Here is a 19,434-nt window from a genome sequence, read left to right on the forward strand (position 1 = left end):
GACATATCTATACTTATCCGCTGTCTAGTGGTTGTCTCATTTGAATTCAAAAGTGATTGACACCCCTATAATGTAAGCGTATACTTCGGTAGTAAACACTGTTTGTTTACTTTTGTAATTAAAAATGTAAACTGAATTGAAATCTAAAATGCAAACTAAATGTTAAATTAAATGGAAATTGAATACATCGTTTTAAATGAGTTATGTTTTAAACTTCTTCAATTCGACAGGGCAAGGAGGTGATTCGTATGTGACAATATTCTGGCTGATGAAGCTGCAAGTTTTCATGGCAAAGTATTAATAGTGATATTCATGTTTGCTAAGCGGGGAGAGGGATAAATTATGAAACAACAGGCTTATTCAGCATTGAAACCACTGTTAGCCGCAATAATGATCATCTCCATCATAATTCCTGTTGACGCTTATGCTGAAGCAGAGCAGTTAAAGGAGGGATCACCCATGGCTAAACAATCTATTGTAAGCGTAACCAATACAAATACGAATCTTGCGGATTGGCACGTTGCGGGAGGGGGCAGGATGAGCGACAGCCCTGAGGGAATTCTGTTAACTTCTAATTCCGATGATAACGTGAGGGCTATCTCTGCCACGAAATCAGAGGATTTCATTTATGAAGCCGATGTGATGGTCAAAGACATAAAGGCGGATGCCAGCTTGGTTTTTCGCTCCAATAATAATGGGCAATCGTCCTATATGCTGCAAATTGTTCCAAGTGCCGGACTGCTCATATTGCAAGACACAAATGAGGGAGCTGGAAGGCTAAACGAAGAACGTAAAGTCGAACTGAAGCAAGGAGAGATTTATCACCTAAAAGTCAAAGCGGAAGAATCTAATCTGAAGGTATATTGGGGGGCGAATTATAAACCAATTATTGATGTTAAGGATAAGGCTTATTCCACAGGCTTTCTGGGACTGCATGTGCGGAATGGCTCCGCATTATTTCAGAATATTCAGGTCAGTGACCTGCACACCAACCTGAATAATGAGATCTTGACACATGGGGAGTGGCTGCCACATTTAAAGGGATACAAAGCAACAGCCCAGAGCGGGGAAAAGGCCGTAAAAGTCTATGGCACCACAGCAAATGATTTTGAGATGGAGGGAGATGTCACGCTTCATGCTGGATCTTCAAATACCAACGCGGGGCTATTATTCAGGGCGAATAAGGATGGTTCAACAGGATATGTAGCTTCTATTGTGGGTCAGGGAGACCAGATCCAAGTTCTCTTAATGAAGGCTAATGGCACGATCGTTAGCAAGTCTGCACGCCTGTATCCTGGAGAGCGTGGCAGCAAGCATCATCTTGAGGTTAATGCCTCGGGCGATCATATACAGATATTTATGGACGGCTATACACCCGCAGCAATTGATATTAGAGATAAGAGCTATACGGGCGGTAATTCTGGAATGATTGTTAATCAAGGCACCGCTTATTTTCAAGACGTCTATCTGACGCAGGCGTCTGATTATTATACCGAGAGATACCGCCCGCAGTATCATTATTCCCCAGCAAGGGGATCGGCAAGTGACCCCAATGGCCTGGTATATTATGAAGGAGAATACCATTTATTTCACCAGGATGGCGGACAATGGGCCCATGCAGTTAGCAAGGACATGATTCATTGGAAAAGGCTCCCGATTGCTCTGGCCTGGAATGATCTAGGCCATGTTTGGTCTGGATCTGCTGTTGCGGATCTAACCAATGCCTCTGGACTGTTCACTAATACAGGCGGAAAAGGCTTGATTGCTTATTATACTTCTTATACACCTGACATGCAGAATGGGAACCAAAAGATCGGACTGGCCTACAGTACAGATGCAGGCCGAACATGGGCCTATTCGCAGGAACACCCCATTGTTATTCAGAATCCCGGCAAGAATGGGGTCGACCCGGGTGGATGGGATTTCCGGGATCCGAAAGTTGTACGTGATGAGGCCAATAATCGTTGGATCATGGTTGTATCCGGCGGGGATCACATTCGATTCTTCACCTCCAACAATCTAATCGACTGGACCTTCACGGACAGCTTCGGTTATGGAGAGTATGTCCGCGGCGGAATTTGGGAATGCCCTGACCTTTTTCAGCTTCCGGTGGATGGGAATGGAGCCCGCAAGTGGGTATTGATGATCAGCACGGGAGCGAATCCAAAGACGGGCGGCTCGGATGCGGAGTATTTTATTGGCGATCTTACGGCGGACGGAAAGTTTAAGAATGATAATCCTGCCGGGAAGGTATTAAAAGTAGATTGGGGCAAAGAATTTTACGCTTCGATGTCTTTCTCGGATGCTCCTGGAGGCCGCAGGATCATGATGGCCTGGATGACGAACTGGGATTATCCATTCAGCTTCCCTACGACTCCTTGGAAAGGGGAATTAACGATCCCAAGAGAACTATCATTGAAATCAACGGACTCGGGAATCCGGCTGGTTCAGACGCCGATAGCTGAATTAACTCCGCTTCGTAAGCCTCTTGCCACCGTCAAGAATCGTATAGTTACAGAAGCACAGGAGAACCTGCTTGAAGGCGTGGGCTCAGGCGCTTATGAAATCGAGGCCGTCATCCAACTGCCCGAACAGGATGCTGCCTCAGAGTTCGGATTTAATCTACGAACAGGTGGAGATCAACGTACTGTAGTTGGTTATAACAAAGACAAGCAAAAGATGTATGTAGACCGGTCAGCATCTGGAGCAACGGATTTCTCTAATCTGTTCACCACGTTTCATGAAGCACCGCTTGTCCCATCTGGTAATCAGGTGAACATGCGTATATTCGTGGATGAATCCTCGGTAGAAGTCTTCGGCAAGGATGGAGAAGTTGTAATCTCTGATGTCATTCTGCCGGATTCAGCCCGAAGAGGAATGAGTTTTTTTACTAAGGGTGGTGCTGTGAAAGTCATCTCTCTGAAGGTGCATGCGCTGGATAATATCTGGAGGGTTACCGAATCATCTGCTCCCAGGGTTATAATGGACCGTCCAGAAATGGAACTGACAAGCGGACAAACAACAACTTTATTTGCCAGTTTAGAGAAATCCAAGGGAGTGAAAGAGCCGCTCACCTGGAAGTCAAGTAACCCGAATGTGATACAGATTATTTCTTCAGACAATGAAACTGCTGTAATCCGGGCAGTCGCGGCGGGAGAAGCTGCAATTACGGCCGCTTCAAGCCAAGCGATTACCGGGATCACCCGTATTACCGTAAGCAGCGGAGAGTTCAAGACGAATCTTACCGGATGGAAGCCGCAGCCTTCCTCCTCGCTGTGGACATTAACACCTGAGGGGATTCGCGGCAGCTATACCAGTGATGCCAATTATATGGCAGCCGAGAGAGCAGGAAACTTCACTTATGAAGCGGACATGACACTGGCCAAGAACGGCGGGGCAGGGTCAATCCTATTCAGGGCCAGTGCGGATGGGAATAGCGGATATTACTTTAATTTAGATCCAAATATGAAATCTATCCGATTGTTTTATAAAGTAGAAGGCCGGTTTGAGGAACGCCAGGTGCTTGCCAAAGTGAGCCGGTTTATTCAGAGTGAGAGAAGGTATCATGTGAAGATCGTAGCAGATGGTCCTCATCTTCAGATCGATCTTGATGGGGAACGGGTTATGGACTTGAAGGATGGGACATTCGCCGAGGGACATTTCGGGGTTAATGTGTTTGGAGGACAGGCGTATTACCAGAATGTCATGGCGACTCATACATCCGATGCAGATCTTGCTAAGGTGCATATCAAGAATGAGAACTCAGGCAAATCCCTATACTATGGAAGTTCAACTAACGGTGCGCCCGTAACTGTTATGGATGATGATGCTAATTCTGCAAATCAGGTATGGGTTTTTGTGCCTGTTGGTGATGGAACTTATACCATCAGAAACACGGGAGACAGAGCTTTGGATCTCGATACTGGACAGAATCGGATTCAGCTGTATAACTACCTTGGATTTGACAACCAGCGCTGGACTAAATCAGAGAACGCCGATGGAACAGTAACAATACTCTCCGCACATAACGGCAAAGCTTTGGAAGTCTCCGAAGAGGGAACGAAGCTGGAGCTTGGAGAGGTTGTCCCTGGTTCCTCTCGGCAGAAATGGCGTCTGACCGGTAGCACAACAACCACCTTAGCGCTGCCATCTACCCCGTGAGAATGTAAGAAAGGGGCCATTCGAAAAACGATTGTGGCACAGGCCAACCGGCTATGGCGGGGAATAAAACTACGTCTTAATTAACAAAGCGCCAGCCCAAGGGCACCCCCTTGGACTGACGCTTTGCTTACTTTTTTTGCAAAAAAGTCCATTTACTATGCTGTAAGCTTACTTGCTTCTGTGACGAACTTCATTAATAAGGAATGAAGCTCAGAGCTAGTGAGTTAGTTATTCTACCACAATCTTGGAAATCATTTGACTGTGACCGGTCCCGCACATAACAGAGCAGGCTATTTCAATTTCACCGGTCTCCTTCGGAGTAACCACAGCGGATTTATGCTCACTGTCCAGCTGAAGGTTCAGTTTAGGAATCAGAACACCATGATTTCCCTGTTCATTCTCGAATACAATCTTAACCGGAACATCTTTCTTCAAATGGTAGACCTGTTGGTCGAATTTATAATTTGAGGCTTTAATCACAAGCTCCGCTTTTGGAGTTACATTGGTCTCCCCTTGCGAGTTACTGCTGTCCTTTGCAGCACCGCAGGCGGAGAGTATTACAAGCAGCACCGATGAGAGCACAAGTGCAATAGTCTTTTTCATCATTATCCCCTTTTCTTAGCAATATTCTATTACAATATCATAATACAAATCGGCACTAGACGGACAGTTAGGGTTTGAAGGATTCGTGAACTTCGGATGTGCCTGCCGGAGCTTCATTTGGTACAGTTTGACTCAAAAAATTAGTAAGCTGGACATGGCGGAGGATTAAGAGATATAATTTTTTCAAAACACATCAAAGTAGGGGATTCTCATCAGTGGTCGTAAACAGCACAGAGTCAGATTGTCCTGGAACCGAAGATTGATGAATGGATATTGGGCTTCGTTCCTGGCATTACTGACTGCCCAATGCTTACTGCCCAGTTCCGGACATGCTTTCTTCTCCCCTGAGACCTATGTATCCACATTTGACCTGCCTTATCTTGTATCCGATTTCTTAATTGTTCTGTTCCTTGCCGGGACAGAAGTATGGTTAAGATTGAATTATAGATATTCACATAATCTGGTGCTCGTCTCCGGACTTGTAATCAGCTACCTTGGATTCTACGATCTGTTTCCGTTTGTGAATGGAGCGGAAATTATCCTCATTCTGCCTGTATTGCTTGCTTTGGTACACTTCAGCCGTGCAGTCCTGTATATATCGGGCCTTTCCAGCATTCTGTTTCTCAGTTTGACGTATTTATCCGCCCATTCTAATAACCCAAGGATAGACTGGTTAGGCTTTGGCATGGCTGTCATTTATATACTGCTTGGGGTATTGGTTGGACGAGCGATTCTGGAGCGCTCTCAGGAGCTGCGAAGCAGCATGGAGTCTCTGGTCAAATCCGAACAGAAACTGATTGTTGAGAAAGCGATCTCAGACAAGCTGCTCAAGATGGATGCTCTGACCGGCTTGTATAACCATAAAACCTTCCATGAGTATTTGGAGAATCTGATCCTGCACTGCGATACGAACGGTGTGCCGCTTCATCTGGCCCTCTTGGACATTGATAATTTCAAAAAGGTCAACGATACGTATGGCCATTGGGTTGGAGATGTGGTTCTGAAGGATGTGGCAGGATGTATTACTGAGCTGCTGAGCCCGAATAATTTTGCAGCCCGTTATGGCGGGGAGGAGTTTGCGGTGATTTTTACTGACACATCCGCAAGGCAAGCGGCAGAGGAAGCCGAGCAGATTCGCAAGGCGATTGAGGACCTGCCGTTAACGCATAGCCGGGCGCATCCTGTGACTGTAAGTATTGGCCTGTGCAGCTATAGGCCAGGTTCGGGCAAGGAGACTTTGTTCCGCAACACGGATGATGCCTTATACCAGGCCAAGCGCTCGGGGAAGAATAAGGTTGTGCTGTATGAGTCTGCAGACTAGTGAAAGGTCAACGATCAAAAGGAGGCCCCAGTTATGAACTGAGGGCCTCCTTTGATGAGTGCAGGGGCTTAAGCCCGGCGTGAGTCATTGAATGGCGTTGCCAGCGGGGTGAACAGGTCAATAATGCCGATAACCAGAGCTGCGAGCAAAGCGCCGATAATGGTTACCGAGACGTGCGGAATAACGAACTGCGCAAGCCAGATGACAAGCGCGCTGGTAAGGAAGCCAACGATGCCGCGTCCAAAAGGGGTAACCTTGGTTCCAACCACGAGTTCAATGACCCATCCGATCAAGGCAATGGCTACAGCCAGCAGCAGCGCGCTTCCAAATCCGCCTACCGTAAAGTTCGGAACCAGCCAGCCTACAAACATTAATACCAAGGCGGATACAATAAAACGGATGAGATGTCCCAAGAAACGCATGTGAAAATGAGCCTCCTTCCTAAGAATCAGTCTTAATCTCCGGCTTTAGGATATACACGCAAGTTTAAGTTTATGTGTCTGGGCTACACTTGAACTGGCGTATGAAATGGCGTTAAGCGCAGCAGATCGTTTATAATATATGCATACCCGAGAGGAGTTGTGAACGTCCTTGGACGAGAAAATTCTGCATACCCTAGAATATCAGAAAATTATAGATAAATTGACGGGCTTTGCCCAAACCCAACTTGGGAAGGAGCGTGCCGGCAAGCTGAGACCGGTTACCCGGCTTGAAGATGTCAAGCAGCTTCTACAGGCTACAGATGAAGCCTTCAAGATAGACCGGCTGAAGGGAGCACCTCCTTTTGGTGGAATTGTCGACATTACGATGCCGGTTAAGCGTGCCCGTATTGGCGGAACCTTAAATCCGCATGAGCTGCTGGGGATCTCTACCACGCTTTATGGGGCACGACGTCTGAAACGGTACATCCTGGCCATCCACGAGGAGGACGAAGTGCCTCTCTTGTACAATTTATGCACTGAGCTCAGCGAACAGAAGCCGCTCGAGAATGCAATCAAGCTGTGCATTAATGAGAGCGCCGAAGTGATGGATTCGGCGAGTCCGGAGCTGGCTCAGATCCGGCGGGAGCTTCGTGGGGGCGAGGTCAGAATCCGGGAGAAGCTGGATGCCATGATCCGTTCCACGTCAGTATCCAAAATGCTTCAGGATCAGCTGATTACGATCCGGGGAGACCGGTTTGTTATTCCGGTTAAGGCGGAATACCGCGCTCATTTCGGCGGGATTGTGCATGACCAATCCGGCTCCGGGGCTACCTTGTTCATAGAGCCAGAGTCCATCGTAGCCATGAACAACAAGCTGCGGGAGACGCGGCTGCGTGAAGAGCGGGAGATCGAAGTGATTCTTCAGAAGCTGACCGCTCTTGTAGGCGAGCAGACAGAACTCCTGGAGTACGACTGTGATGTGCTGGGCCAGCTCGATTTTATTTTTGCCAAAGCCCGCCTTGCCCGTGAAGTTAAAGGCACACTTCCGATGATGAATGACCGCGGCTTTATGAAGCTGAAGAAAGGCCGTCATCCATTGATTGCGATGGATAAAGTGGTTCCTATCGAAGTGGAGCTTGGCAATCAGTACTCTTCCATTATTGTGACAGGTCCCAATACAGGTGGGAAAACGGTAACCCTGAAGACGATTGGTCTGCTCAGCCTGATGGCGATGTCCGGCTTGTTCGTCCCAGCTGAAGATGGAAGCCAGCTGTGTGTGTTCGATGCCATTTACGCGGATATCGGCGACGAGCAGAGCATTGAACAGAATCTGAGTACGTTCTCCAGCCATATGACCAATATTATTTCGATTCTTCGCAAAATGACACCTAAAAGCTTGGTGCTTCTGGACGAGGTGGGAGCCGGAACAGACCCTGCCGAAGGCTCCGCGTTGGCAGTGGCCATCCTGGAGCATATTCATGCTCTTGGATGCCGTATGGTCGCCACCACCCACTACAGCGAACTCAAGGCCTATGCCTATGAGCGCAAGGGAGTCATCAATGCAAGCATGGAGTTTGATGTGAATACGTTAAGCCCAACATACCGCCTGCTGATCGGGGTTCCAGGGCGAAGCAATGCGTTTGCCATCGCGGAGCGCCTCGGACTGCCTTCGAGCATCCTGGAATTCGCACGTGGCGAAGTCAAGGAAGAGGATCTTCGCGTGGAGCATATGATTGCTTCATTGGAAGAGAACCGGCTTACCGCCGAACAGGAGCGTGAGAAGGCCGAGAGGCTCCGCAAGGAGATGGAGGCGCTTCGCAGCCGTCACGAAGAAGAGCTTGAGAAGCTGGAGCAGCAGCGGGACCGGCGCATCGAGAAGGCGGAGGAAGATGCCCGGGCAATCATTGACAAGGCTAGAAGTGAAGCTGAGAAGATTATCGATGATCTGCGGAAGCTTGCGCTTGAGGAAGGGGCCTCGGTCAAGGAGCATAAGCTGATCGCCGCCCGTAAGCAGCTCGATGAAGCCGAACCTGCGAAGCGCAAGAAGGCCGCCGCTGTGCGTAAGGCAGCCAAGCAGGCACGCTCCATTGAACCTGGCGATGAGGTTAAGGTACACAGCCTGAATCAGAGAGGGCATGTGGTTGAACTTTCCGGTAAAGAGGCTGTGGTTCAGCTCGGCATCATGAAGATGAAGGTGTCGCTGGACGATCTGGAGCTGATTCAGCAGGCGCCTGCCGCAGCGGTGCAGCAGCGCACGGTCACAACGCTTAAGAGGACACGTGACGACCGGACACGTACCGAGCTGGATCTCAGAGGTGCGAATCTGGAAGAAGCGTTAATGGAAGCCGACCGGTTCATTGATGAAGCATTTCTCAGTAACCTTGGGCAGGTGTACATTATTCATGGCAAGGGCACGGGAATTCTGCGCACCGGCATTCAGGAATATCTTCGTAAGCATAAGAACGTAAAGAGCTATCGTACAGGAGATTACAGCGAGGGAGGCACCGGGGTAACCGTAGCCGAATTGAAATAACGATAGAGGAGAATGCGTGTTGTTGGAATCCGTTGATCCGCTGCTGGAGCATCCTATAGGGATGACCTTGGGCTTGTTCTCGGTAGCTATTTTGGAGCTGATCGTATTTCTATCTTGTTTCGAACTGGCGGCCCGCTACCGGTGCTGGGAGGAGATCAAACGGGGGAACATGGCGGCTGCGCTTGCGACGGCAGGCAAAATCTTCGGAATATGCAACATCTTCCGGTATGCGGCCTCCTATGGTTCCATCTATGATTTCATGATCTGGTCCAGCATTGGGACAGCGCTGCTGTTCGTCTCGTACCTTCTCTTTGAATTCGTAACCCCTGTATTCCGGATTGATCGTGAGATCGCTGAGGATAACCGGGCGGTGGGAATCATTGCTCTCGGAATATCGGTCTCGTTATCGTTTGTGATTGGAGCTAGTCTGAAATAATGAGATTTGCCCTGAATACACGTATATCGCTAACGGAGGACATATGATCAAAAATTTGGTCCGCGTATTGTTTGCAGCCGCAGTGCTTTTTATAATAGCGGGTATTATCTTTTTAATGCGCTCTTAAATTTTGTTGAAAGAAGGAACTTGTGATTATGGAAACTACTGTATGTCCTTGGTGTCAGACCGAGATTGTATGGGATGAGGAAATCGGACCTGAGGAAGAGTGTCCACACTGCCAGAACGAACTGAAAGGTTACCGTACCCTTCAGATTAACCTTGGGGAGGATGAAGAGCAGGAGCAGGACGAAGACCTTGAGGATAGCCGGGATCCCCTTGGTTTCTGGGACGAGCAGGATGGCGGCGATTTGGGAACGGTAAGACGTATCCATTCATTTGCCGAGGCGGGTGCTGACCTGCTGGAATACGAGTCGGCGGTAGAGCGGATACTGGATTCGCAGGATGAGGTTCCTGAATGCCCGCACTGCCGGGAATATATGGTTCTTGCAGGACAGGAGCAGGTAGATGGAACTCAATCTGCTGCCCAGAAGGGGACTCTTTTACAGATGCCGTACACCCTTAATGTATATGTGTGTTCCTCCTGTTTCTCGGTCAGCCGGTTCCTGGCTGAGGAGGACAGGCTTCAATTTATACGCACTATCACGGAAAGTGGCAAACAAGCCTAGAAAGATTATGCCCTGCTCAGGATTCTGAGCGGGGCTTTATTCGTATAAACAGGAGGGTTCAGGTCATACTATGATTGCAAAAACATACAGCAGGAGGGATAGATCACATATGAATCAAAGCAATCTCCAGCCGCTCACAACCAAGGAACTCAATTATATTGCCGACTCCATCATGAATGAGGACCTTCTGATTAAGCAAAGTGTAGCCGCTGCGGCTGTATCTCACAGTAATCAGGTACAGCAGGCGCTGAACCAGTATATTCAAACGCATCAGAAGCATCTTTCCATGCTGGAGGAATCTCTTAAAGCACATCAGAATGTAGCCCCTTCTCAGACCCAATAATTAAGGAGGACCTAACCGTGACCAATCAGGTGAATTTACCCGAACAGGATATCCTGAATACGATTCTGGCGGACCTTAGAAGAACGGCCCGTGAGTATACTACGGCGACCACAGAGTCTGCCTGTCCATCTGTCCGTCAAATGTTCTCTCAGCTTACGGACAGCACTCTTCGTCTGCAAGGAGAACTATATCAATTAATGCAGCAGAACAGCTCTTACCAGGCTCCCCCACATGCGCCGCGTCAAGAGGTAGACAAGCTGGTGCAGCATGCAGCCCAAACCCAGCAGAAAATCCAGCAGTTCGCCCAGCAAAGTGGCATCCAGATAGGCTCATCATTACAACAGTCTAACGTGATGCAGCATCAACCCAATGTAACGCCCCTCAGTTAACTGCCAGGCACAAACCCTTGGTAGGAAAGACTTTCCAAGCGCCGTCCTTGCCGTGAAACCTTACACGGAAGGACGGTTTTTGTTTGCAGGAGCCATAAAATCATGTAATATAGATACAACGAACTTCTGATTTCCCGGCTGCTCCACTTGGGTAGTTATTGCGGGAAAACAGGCACTGGAGGTATGAAATGAAAGCGTTGAATGAACTGAAGCTGAAAGTGCTGGATCTTCTTAGAGAGGATGCGAGACGCAATCCTGAACTGCTTGCAACTCTTCTAGGAGCCTCATTGGAAGAAGTGAAGACGGCGATTCATGAGCTAGAAGAAGATCATGTCATTGTTAAATATGCGACCGTGGTAAATTCAAGCAAGATTGATGACGAGAAAGTAACGGCATTGATCGAGGTTCAAATTACACCTGAGCGTGGGCGGGGCTTTGAAGCCATCGCCGAGCGAGTCTATTTATTCCCTCAGGTCAAATCGGTATATTTGATGTCGGGTGCTTACGATTTACTAGTTGAAGTTGAGGGACGGAACCTGAAGGAAGTGGCGAGCTTTGTTTCTGACAAGCTGTCTCCGCTTGACTCAGTACTGTCTACCAAGACTCATTTTATTCTCAAAAAATATAAACAGGACGGGATTATCTTTGAAGATCATGAAGAAGATCACCGCCTTGTGATTTCGCCGTAAAGGAAGTCATGTCATGATATCAAAACCAGGTCAGAGATCAGAGCAGGCAGTGGGCAAGTCGATGAACTCGTACTTGGCACCCCGGGTGCAGGAAATTCAGCCCTCAGGAATCCGGAAATTCTTCGATTTAGCAAGCGGGAACAAAGATATTATTACACTTGGCGTGGGCGAGCCGGATTTTATTACTCCATGGCATGTTCGCGAAGCTACGGTATATGCCCTTGAAAGAGGATATACCAGCTACACCTCGAACTCAGGTACGCCGGAATTACGCGAAGCTATTGCGTTATACTTGTATGATAATTATGAAGTTGCTTATGAACCCAAAGATGAGATTCTCGTTACGGTAGGGGCAAGCGAGGCTATTGATTTGGCACTTCGGGCGCTTATCTCACCGGGCGATGAAATTTTGGTCCCAGCTCCTTGTTACATCTCTTATTCTCCGATTACCGCAATTGGCGGTGGTATTCCTGTCGAGGTAGAGACCTTCGCTAAGGATAACTTCAAGCTGATGGCCGACAATCTGTCAGCCAAGATTACACCAAAGACCAAGGTGCTGATCCTTAATTATCCGAGCAATCCGACCGGCGGCATTATGACCTATGAGGACTGGCTGCCAATTGCTAAGATCGTCGAGGAACACGATTTGATCGTAATATCAGACGAGATATATTCTGAGCTTACTTATGGGCAGAAGCACGTGAGCTTTGCTTCAATTCCAGGAATGAAGGACCGCACCATTCTGGTTAACGGGTTCTCAAAAGCCTTTGCCATGACAGGATGGCGGATGGGGTATGCTTGCGGACACCCGGATCTTATCTACGCGATGCTCAAAATTCACCAATACACGGTAATGTGTGCGCCGGTTATGGGCCAGGTGGCAGCATTGGAAGCACTGACGAACGGGCTCGAGGAAAAGGACCGCATGATTGATTCCTACAATCAGCGCCGAAGACTCGTAGTTCAAGGGCTCCGGGATATCGGATTGGATTGCCATGAACCGCAAGGGGCCTTTTATGCTTTCCCAAGCGTTGCTTCCACAGGGCTCTCATCCGATGAATTCGCACAGCGTCTGCTTGTTGAAGCCAAGGTTGCTGCCGTGCCCGGAAATGTGTTCGGGCTTGGTGGAGAGGGCTTCCTAAGATGCTCTTATGCTACGTCGGTAGCCCAGCTGAATGAGGCGATTCATCGAATGGGCGAATTCGTGAATAAGCTGAAACAGGGATAATTAACAAATTTTTCATGATCTAATTGATTATTGAAGACTTTCCATGGTATAATTTTGCTTTGGAAGAGACCAAACATGACATTTCGTGGTAATGAGGCCTGACTTCCAACTTTACAAGGAGGGATCAAAGGGTGCGGAGCGGAGATTACAGCCTGTCTAACCAATACGGATATTATATTGCCGAAGACGATAAAGATGAATCATGGACAACGGAAGAGAATAGCCCCGCTTCATCAGATTCCGGCTCCTTGGAAGATGAAATCCTGGTCCTCCGAAACCAAATGGAAAGACTCTTCCTGCAAGAGCAATCATTCACCTCAGATATTGTGATTGAGGTTAGCAGTCTTCTTGATTTGAAGATCAATGAATTTATGAAGAGTAATAAGAAATAATAATGTACACTTATTAAAGGAGATCCTCCAGAGGGTCTCCTTTTTTCGGGACTGTGCTACTACGATTAATAGGAGGTATTCGGGAATGTCCATATATACACGAACAGGGGACGAAGGCAAAACGTCTGTTATTGGCGGCCGGGTGATGAAAGATGATGAGCGGATCGAGGCTTACGGGACTATAGATGAGTTGAACTGCTTTGTAGGACAGGCGATTAGTCAGGCTGATTCCAAGCAGTTTGCTGATATGAGACAGCATCTGCTTCAGATCCAGCATGAATTGTTCGATTGTGGTTCAGATCTGGCATTTGTAAACTTAAGTGAGAGGCGGTATAAGGTGACTGCGCCGATGGTTGTGGCTTTGGAGAAGTGGATTGACCAATATGAGGAGGAGAACCCGAAGCTGGAGCGGTTTATCCTGCCAGGGGGAACCCCGCTTGCTTCAACACTGCATATCTGCCGTACTGTCTGCCGGCGTGCGGAACGACGTACAGTCTCTTTGGGTGCCACACATGAGATCAATCCGGAGGTCATCCGATATTTGAACCGTCTCTCTGATTTCTTCTTCTCTGCTGCACGTACGGCTAATGCCAGAATGAACTTGTCCGATATAGAATATGAACGAAGTGCAAAGGTGTTCCGTGGCTGATGACAACTTATTATGATCCGATCATTTATGAAGTAAAGGCAGCGGACAGCGGGATGCTGCTGAAGACCGTGCTGCAGCGGAGATTGGGTGTGTCGCGCAAGCTCATGTCCAAAATCAAGCTTACTGAACAGGGAATCACGCTCAACGGGAAGCGTGTGTACATCAGTGTACCTGTTCAAGAAGGAGATCTTGTTGCGATACGTATGCAGCAGGAGGAGTCGGATGATATTCTGCCTCAGCCTATTCCTTTTGACATTCTGTTCGAGGATGAAGCGCTGCTTGTGGTTAACAAAGCCCCAGGGATTATTGTTCATCCAACACATGGACATTACACGGAGACCTTGGCCAATGGGGTAGTCCACTACTGGAAGGAGCGCAACCAGAAATTCCGGTTCCGGCCGATACACAGGCTGGACCAAGAGACCAGTGGTGTGTTGGCGATTGCCAAGAACGCTTATGTCCATCAGCATATTTCCGAGCAGCTGATTGCCGGGCAGGTAACCAAACGGTACAAAGCCCTTGTTCATGGTGTTCCTGACCCCTTGGAAGGCAAGCTGGATGGACCAATTGACCGCGACCCGCTCGAGCCGCATCGGAGGATTGTCACTTCATCGGGATACCCGGCCCTTACCTTTTATAAGACAACTATGCAGTTCCGGGACGCATCCCTGGTGGAAATCCGGCTCGGCACGGGCAGAACCCACCAGATCCGGGTTCATATGTCTTCAATCGGTTGTCCGTTAATTGGCGATAAGATGTATGTTCACCCTGACTGGGATACTTTCTCTGAAGATAAGCGGGAGGCCTCAGGCATGCTGGATAACATGATGGGCAGGCAGGCACTTCATGCTGCCGAGCTTGGCCTAAAGCATCCGCTAACAGGGCAAGACATGCTGTTTGAAGCCCCGCTGCCTGAGGATATAACCAGGCTTATTACGGAATTAACACGAGACCGGTCTGAACAAGAGCGTTAAATGTCTCCGGTGAAGAAATAGCATTTGTCCATGCTGCCCGATGGTGCCACGGGATAAAAAAATTAATCCTAATAGAGCAGCGATCCAGGCGACACTTACCGGCTTCAAATGCCGAACCTGGATATTAAACTATTCAATATATGTTAAGAAACAGGAGGTTCATCATGAGTAAACTTACCGTTTATCAATATCCCAAGTGCGGGACTTGCCGCAATGCGGTGAAATGGCTGCAATCGGCAGGCCACGAACTGGAGCTGCATCATATCTTTGATGCGCCTCCTAGTGAGAAGGAACTGGCATCACTTATTAAACTGAGCGGACTTGAGGTCAAGAAATTTTTCAATACTAGCGGCGAGGTATACAAAGAAATGGCTTTAAAGGACAAGCTGCCTTCGCTATCGAAAGAGGAGCAAATTGCCCTTCTCGCATCGAACGGCCGGTTGATTAAGAGACCTGTCGTAACTGACGGGAAGAAAGTAACGGTGGGCTTCAAAGAGGCTGCCTATCAAGATGTATGGAGTCAACAATAGCCATCGAACACCTGCTGCTTGTATGATATACTGAAGTATATACGCCCAGTTTGATTATGCTGGGCCAGGAAGCAATTAAGGAGAGAGAAATTTGACTAGTGGAAGAGAAACTTTATTGCTGGTAGACGGTATGGCACTGATGTTCCGGGCTTATTATGCCTCGGCAGCCAGCGGTTATATCCGGCGGACCAAAGCCGGCCTGCCCACGAATGCGATATACGGATTCATGCGGTATTTCTGGGATGCGGTGGAGAAGTTCTCTCCTACCCATGTGGCCTGCTGTTGGGATTTGGGAAGCAAGACCTTCAGGACGGAGCAGTTCGCCGCGTACAAAGGGAATCGTTCCGATGCTCCTGATGAGCTCATTCCCCAGTTTGCCGTGATCCGGGAGGTGATGGACAGCCTCGGAATTCCGAATGTCAGTGCGCCAGGATATGAGGCGGATGACTGCATCGGCACCCTGGCCTCGATCTATTGTGGGGATATGAATGTGCTGGTGCTGACCGGAGACCATGATATGCTGCAGCTTGTTAATGAATGTACAAGCGTAATTATTATGAAGAAGGGCCATGGCAACTACATGGTATATACGCCTGAGAGCTTGATGGAAGAGAGACAGCTGACCCCACGTCAGATTATAGACGTTAAGGGACTGATGGGCGATCCTAGCGACAATTATCCGGGAGTGCGCGGGATCGGGGAGAAGACTGCGATTAAGCTGGTGCAGGAGTATCATGATGTTGAAGGTATTCTTGCCAATCTGGACAACCTTTCCAAGGGAGTCCGGACCAAAATTGAGACGGACTTGGAGATGCTGCACCTGTCCAGGGAACTGGCCACGATCAAGTGTGACGTCGAATTGGCTTGTCCGATCGAAGACTGTCTGCTTGAGCTTAATCATGCCGTAATCGCTTCAAAATTTGAAGAGCTGGAAATGAAAAGTATCTGTTCATGGATGGGAGTTGCAATCAGTTAGATGAGATCAGGATCAGGCAATCATACATTAACTTGGTTTAAAGGTTTTATTACAGCCCTTGCGGTTCTATTGGCGGTGACTTGGAGCATTGGCATACAGCCGGCAGAAGCCAAAGCGGTGATCAAATCTTCGGTAAACAAGGTGAAGGTGGGAGGAAGAACCTTTACCGTTCAGACCGTATCCGTTCCTAAAGGTACTCCGGTAACTCTCGGTCTGGCCAAGCGTCAGGTAGGACAGACGGAGGCATTCACCAGCATCGTCAAAAATTATCACGCGGAGGCTGCGATTAACGGTGCCTTCTTCAATGCTTATGGAGGTCCGGCTGATCCTTATGGAGCTTTTATTATTCAAGGCCGCACGGCTCATTTCGGCGGTTATGGAACGACGATAGGCTTTCTGATGGATGGGACAGCGCTCATGTCTTCCCTGTATCATTCTCTTACAGGTAAGGTTACGGATGATAAGGGCAATTCGATGGGGTGGTATGCCGTGTTTATGAACCGGACACCTGCAGATGGGGCGAGCACGATTATTAAATACACGCCGGACCGGGGCAGCCGGGTTGGGTTCACAGGCGGAATCGCCGTTACTATTGTGAACGGCAAAGTTACCAAGAAAGAAGTAAATGCAAACAGCCTGATTCCGAAGGATGGTTATGTGCTCGTATTCACAGGAACTGAGAAAAAGAGCTCTGACCGGTTCCACGTGGGGAATTCGGTTGAGGAGAAGCTGGTCTACAAAGACGCCAAGGGCAACTCTATCCCTTGGGAGAACGTTGTGACTGCGGTTGGGGCGGGGCCCCGCCTTGTGCATGACGGCAGAGTTGAGCTGAACGCCAAAGCGGAAGGCTTCAATGATCCGAAAATCCTGACAAGCGCTGCCGCCCGGAGCGGCATTGCCATTATGCCAGACGGCTCTGTTCTGCTTGCGACCGTACAGGGAGCGACCATGCAGCAATGGGCCGGAATTATGAAAGCACTTGGAGCGAAGCAGGCCATGAACCTTGACGGAGGCGCCTCTTCCGCGCTTTATGCTGGCGGCAAGGTGCTTACTCAGGCTGGACGGCCGCTCAGCAATGTGCTTGTATTTGGGAGCAATGTGAAGTAAATCTGACTTGTAGATCAATAGTTCAACTTAGTATAAAAGAAGGGTGTTCTCCAACTGCCATGCTGTGGCAGCCGGGAACACCCTTCTTTTGCTGTGTCTATTTGGCTTGATCTGCGGATTCTTCGCCCTTTTCAATTTCGCGTTCGGCTTGCTTGCGGTGGGCAATCCGGCTGCTGGCTGAAGCTGCAATCGCACCGACAATATCATCAAGGAACGTATGAACCGGTCCTAAGGATTTGTCATTTAGGCGCTCAAGCACGCCGGGCTTCAGCTTATCCACATATCCATAATTGGTAAAACCAATGCTCCCATACACATTGACGATGGAGAAGGCGAGGATTTCGTCCACCCCATATAATCCTTCATCATTAGAGATCATATCCTGAAGCTCAGGGATGAGCAGGCCCTGCTCCGCCAGAATATCCAGCTGGATACCGGTGAGTACGGCATTTTGGACTTCTCTCTTCGTCAGCACCTGCTCCACATTATGGATGCATTCTTCCATGGTCAGATCAGGATAGTACTTCTGCTGGAGCAGCATGACAAGCTCGGCAATCTCCTCAATTTTGACGCCCCGCTTATCAAGCCACACTCTTGTGGCGTCGGCCACTTTTTTACTGTTCAAGCTGTAAGGGATTTTCGAATGTTCCATGACCTTCACCTCAACTCCTAACATATTCAGTCCGTGTGTGTTATGTGCAGTGTGTCCATTTCCCGCAAATTCTAGTTATTTTCCCAGTGGGGGGCTCGTATATATAGTAATACAAACCGTTAGAAAATGTTAGGGAGGAACGAAAAACCTATGAAATCATTACCAAAAGTAAAGACCTCCGCTGCTGTTGGCCTCGTGGCAATCCCTTTATTATTATCGGGGTGCGGTCTCTTCGGATCGCAAGGTGCGGCACAAATTGATCCTCCGCCAGCCGATGTGGAATCCCAAATGCTGCAGACGGTTGATCCGGCCAGTAAGACAAGCTTAGGCAAGACAAGCCCGGCCAACACGGAGCATGCTACCGTGTATCTCAAGAATGAACAGGGGATGCTTGCCCCGGTAACGTTAAATCTTCCCCAAGGAGGCAAGGAGGGCAAGCTGAACAGACTGATGGAGTCTCTCGTTCAGGATGGTGCTTATGCGTCTTCGTTCCCGCAAGGGTTCACCGGAGTGCTTCCTAAAGGGACTGAGGTCACCCAGGTCTCTGTGGACAAAAAACAGAAGCTGGCGGTTGTTGAGTTTACGAAGCCTTTTGCCAAGTATGACACGAAGGATGAGCGCAAAATTCTGGAGGCTATAACCTGGACTTTGACCGGAGATCCGGACGTTCAGAATGTTCAACTGTGGGTGGACGGGCAGAAGCTGACAGAAATGCCGGTAGGTCATACGCCGCTCAGCCAGCCGCTCAACCGTACGGTTGGGATCAATCTTGAATTGACTGCAGGAGCAGCAGTATCCCAGACAAGCCCAGTAACCGTATACTTCTCCGCAGTTACGAAACAGGGTGTCCCTTATTTTGTGCCTGTAACGAGACTTGTTCCTGCAGGAGAGGATACGGTCAAAGCGGCTCTTAGCCAATTGATCCAGGGTCCGGTACAGGGAGACGGCCTGCAGCAGGTGCTGACCGCGAATACCTCTATTGACTCTGTGGAGACCGCCAAGGATGGGGTGGTTACCGTATCTCTCAAGGATGATATGTTTCAGTCGGGTGAGAAGGTTCCGTCAGAGTTCCTTCAGTCCCTTGTGCTGACCGTAACGGAGAACGCGCCAAGTGATAAGGTTAGAATTTGGATGAACGGGAGCAAGGATGTGGTTGGTGATGACGATCAGAAGTACAGCGAGCCTGTATCCCGGCCAGAGCTGATCAATAACATCCCAATTTAATACGGTTTCGGGGCCTGCTGATGGAGGCTCCTTTTTTTATTCTGGAGCGAAAATGACCCTTAGGGTGCTTTTGGGGGATCACTTTGGTAAAATAGGGGAAGATTAGACAGGATGAAATG

19 protein-coding genes are annotated in these 19,434 nt (G+C 48.8%); 16 read left to right on the top strand and 3 right to left on the bottom strand.

Annotated elements, in window-relative coordinates:
• The first annotated feature begins 459 nt into the window (after nt 1–459).
• Complete coding sequence (locus BN6628_RS06205; RefSeq protein WP_235847587.1) at nt 460–4,161, top strand: GH32 C-terminal domain-containing protein; 3,702 nt, start codon at nt 460–462, stop codon at nt 4,159–4,161.
• A gap of 228 nt (nt 4,162–4,389) precedes the next feature.
• Here the strand turns inward: BN6628_RS06205 and BN6628_RS06210 are convergent, their stop codons facing one another.
• Nucleotides 4,390–4,764: a cupredoxin domain-containing protein gene (locus BN6628_RS06210; protein WP_068615624.1), complete on the bottom strand. Its 375-nt coding sequence runs from the start codon at nt 4,762–4,764 to the stop codon at nt 4,390–4,392.
• A 262-nt stretch (nt 4,765–5,026) separates the two neighbouring features.
• Between BN6628_RS06210 and BN6628_RS06215 the strand changes: the two genes are divergently transcribed.
• Complete coding sequence (locus BN6628_RS06215; protein ID WP_068615630.1) at nt 5,027–6,085, top strand: GGDEF domain-containing protein; 1,059 nt, start codon at nt 5,027–5,029, stop codon at nt 6,083–6,085.
• 68 nt (nt 6,086–6,153) lie between these two features.
• Here the strand turns inward: BN6628_RS06215 and BN6628_RS06220 are convergent, their stop codons facing one another.
• The gene (locus BN6628_RS06220) at nt 6,154–6,507 is read right to left on the bottom strand and encodes a phage holin family protein (protein ID WP_068615632.1); all 354 of its coding nucleotides are present in this window, start codon (nt 6,505–6,507) and stop codon (nt 6,154–6,156) included.
• A 169-nt stretch (nt 6,508–6,676) separates the two neighbouring features.
• On the opposite strand from BN6628_RS06220, the gene BN6628_RS06225 reads away from it, so the two are divergent.
• The 13 genes from BN6628_RS06225 (at nt 6,677) to BN6628_RS06285 (ending at nt 17,439) form a co-directional block, all read left to right on the top strand.
• Nucleotides 6,677–9,040: an endonuclease MutS2 gene (locus tag BN6628_RS06225; protein WP_068615634.1), complete on the top strand. Its 2,364-nt coding sequence runs from the start codon at nt 6,677–6,679 to the stop codon at nt 9,038–9,040.
• A 61-nt stretch (nt 9,041–9,101) separates the two neighbouring features.
• Entirely contained in the window at nt 9,102–9,476 is a 375-nt protein-coding gene (locus BN6628_RS06230) for a DUF350 domain-containing protein (RefSeq protein ID WP_068622036.1), read from the top strand.
• Between the two features lie 155 nt (nt 9,477–9,631).
• The gene (locus BN6628_RS06235; protein ID WP_187386112.1) at nt 9,632–10,162 is read left to right on the top strand and encodes a hypothetical protein; all 531 of its coding nucleotides are present in this window, start codon (nt 9,632–9,634) and stop codon (nt 10,160–10,162) included.
• 109 nt (nt 10,163–10,271) lie between these two features.
• Nucleotides 10,272–10,505, top strand: a complete 234-nt coding sequence (locus tag BN6628_RS06240) for a hypothetical protein (RefSeq protein ID WP_068615636.1) — start codon at nt 10,272–10,274, stop codon at nt 10,503–10,505.
• Between the two features lie 17 nt (nt 10,506–10,522).
• On the top strand, nt 10,523–10,894 hold the full coding sequence (locus BN6628_RS06245) for a spore coat protein (protein WP_082926813.1): 372 nt from the start codon (nt 10,523–10,525) through the stop codon (nt 10,892–10,894).
• 188 nt (nt 10,895–11,082) lie between these two features.
• The gene (locus tag BN6628_RS06250; RefSeq protein WP_068615643.1) at nt 11,083–11,583 is read left to right on the top strand and encodes an Lrp/AsnC family transcriptional regulator; all 501 of its coding nucleotides are present in this window, start codon (nt 11,083–11,085) and stop codon (nt 11,581–11,583) included.
• Between the two features lie 13 nt (nt 11,584–11,596).
• Complete coding sequence (locus BN6628_RS06255; protein WP_187386113.1) at nt 11,597–12,811, top strand: aminotransferase class I/II-fold pyridoxal phosphate-dependent enzyme; 1,215 nt, start codon at nt 11,597–11,599, stop codon at nt 12,809–12,811.
• A 131-nt stretch (nt 12,812–12,942) separates the two neighbouring features.
• On the top strand, nt 12,943–13,203 hold the full coding sequence (locus BN6628_RS06260; RefSeq protein WP_068615645.1) for an aspartyl-phosphate phosphatase Spo0E family protein: 261 nt from the start codon (nt 12,943–12,945) through the stop codon (nt 13,201–13,203).
• A gap of 85 nt (nt 13,204–13,288) precedes the next feature.
• The gene (locus BN6628_RS06265; protein WP_068615647.1) at nt 13,289–13,852 is read left to right on the top strand and encodes a cob(I)yrinic acid a,c-diamide adenosyltransferase; all 564 of its coding nucleotides are present in this window, start codon (nt 13,289–13,291) and stop codon (nt 13,850–13,852) included.
• Nucleotides 13,852–14,826, top strand: a complete 975-nt coding sequence (locus BN6628_RS06270) for an RluA family pseudouridine synthase (protein WP_187386114.1) — start codon at nt 13,852–13,854, stop codon at nt 14,824–14,826. Before BN6628_RS06265 ends, BN6628_RS06270 begins: the two co-directional genes overlap by 1 nt.
• Before the next feature lie 164 nt (nt 14,827–14,990).
• On the top strand, nt 14,991–15,356 hold the full coding sequence (locus tag BN6628_RS06275; RefSeq protein ID WP_068615651.1) for an arsenate reductase family protein: 366 nt from the start codon (nt 14,991–14,993) through the stop codon (nt 15,354–15,356).
• A 91-nt stretch (nt 15,357–15,447) separates the two neighbouring features.
• On the top strand, nt 15,448–16,332 hold the full coding sequence (locus tag BN6628_RS06280; protein WP_082926814.1) for a 5'-3' exonuclease: 885 nt from the start codon (nt 15,448–15,450) through the stop codon (nt 16,330–16,332).
• Nucleotides 16,333–17,439, top strand: coding sequence for a phosphodiester glycosidase family protein (locus tag BN6628_RS06285; protein ID WP_068615653.1), 1,107 nt, complete (start codon nt 16,333–16,335; stop codon nt 17,437–17,439). It begins immediately after the preceding gene.
• Between the two features lie 97 nt (nt 17,440–17,536).
• Here BN6628_RS06285 and BN6628_RS06290 read toward each other — a convergent pair whose 3' ends face one another.
• A complete protein-coding gene (locus BN6628_RS06290) occupies nt 17,537–18,091 on the bottom strand; it encodes a phosphatidylglycerophosphatase A family protein (RefSeq protein WP_068615655.1) in 555 nt (184 codons plus the stop codon).
• A gap of 150 nt (nt 18,092–18,241) precedes the next feature.
• On the opposite strand from BN6628_RS06290, the gene BN6628_RS06295 reads away from it, so the two are divergent.
• Complete coding sequence (locus BN6628_RS06295; RefSeq protein ID WP_068615657.1) at nt 18,242–19,315, top strand: GerMN domain-containing protein; 1,074 nt, start codon at nt 18,242–18,244, stop codon at nt 19,313–19,315.
• Nucleotides 19,316–19,434 lie beyond the last annotated feature (119 nt).

The sequence above is a fragment of the Paenibacillus tuaregi genome, assembly GCF_900086655.1.
Taxonomy (GTDB): Bacteria; Bacillota; Bacilli; order Paenibacillales; family Paenibacillaceae; genus Fontibacillus; species Fontibacillus tuaregi.

Excerpts from the sequence above, each read along its gene's own strand:
- BN6628_RS06205 (WP_235847587.1), top strand. The coding sequence starts at position 460 with ATGGCTAAACAATCTATTGTAAGCGTAACCAATACAAATACGAATCTT.
- BN6628_RS06210 (WP_068615624.1), bottom strand. The coding sequence starts at position 4,764 with ATGAAAAAGACTATTGCACTTGTGCTCTCATCGGTGCTGCTTGTAATA.
- BN6628_RS06215 (WP_068615630.1), top strand. The coding sequence starts at position 5,027 with ATGAATGGATATTGGGCTTCGTTCCTGGCATTACTGACTGCCCAATGC.
- BN6628_RS06220 (WP_068615632.1), bottom strand. The coding sequence starts at position 6,507 with ATGCGTTTCTTGGGACATCTCATCCGTTTTATTGTATCCGCCTTGGTA.
- BN6628_RS06230 (WP_068622036.1), top strand. The coding sequence starts at position 9,102 with ATGACCTTGGGCTTGTTCTCGGTAGCTATTTTGGAGCTGATCGTATTT.
- BN6628_RS06235 (WP_187386112.1), top strand. The coding sequence starts at position 9,632 with ATGGAAACTACTGTATGTCCTTGGTGTCAGACCGAGATTGTATGGGAT.
- BN6628_RS06240 (WP_068615636.1), top strand. The coding sequence starts at position 10,272 with ATGAATCAAAGCAATCTCCAGCCGCTCACAACCAAGGAACTCAATTAT.
- BN6628_RS06250 (WP_068615643.1), top strand. The coding sequence starts at position 11,083 with ATGAAAGCGTTGAATGAACTGAAGCTGAAAGTGCTGGATCTTCTTAGA.
- BN6628_RS06255 (WP_187386113.1), top strand. The coding sequence starts at position 11,597 with ATGATATCAAAACCAGGTCAGAGATCAGAGCAGGCAGTGGGCAAGTCG.
- BN6628_RS06265 (WP_068615647.1), top strand. The coding sequence starts at position 13,289 with ATGTCCATATATACACGAACAGGGGACGAAGGCAAAACGTCTGTTATT.
- BN6628_RS06270 (WP_187386114.1), top strand. The coding sequence starts at position 13,852 with ATGACAACTTATTATGATCCGATCATTTATGAAGTAAAGGCAGCGGAC.
- BN6628_RS06275 (WP_068615651.1), top strand. The coding sequence starts at position 14,991 with ATGAGTAAACTTACCGTTTATCAATATCCCAAGTGCGGGACTTGCCGC.
- BN6628_RS06285 (WP_068615653.1), top strand. The coding sequence starts at position 16,333 with ATGAGATCAGGATCAGGCAATCATACATTAACTTGGTTTAAAGGTTTT.
- BN6628_RS06290 (WP_068615655.1), bottom strand. The coding sequence starts at position 18,091 with ATGGAACATTCGAAAATCCCTTACAGCTTGAACAGTAAAAAAGTGGCC.
- BN6628_RS06295 (WP_068615657.1), top strand. The coding sequence starts at position 18,242 with ATGAAATCATTACCAAAAGTAAAGACCTCCGCTGCTGTTGGCCTCGTG.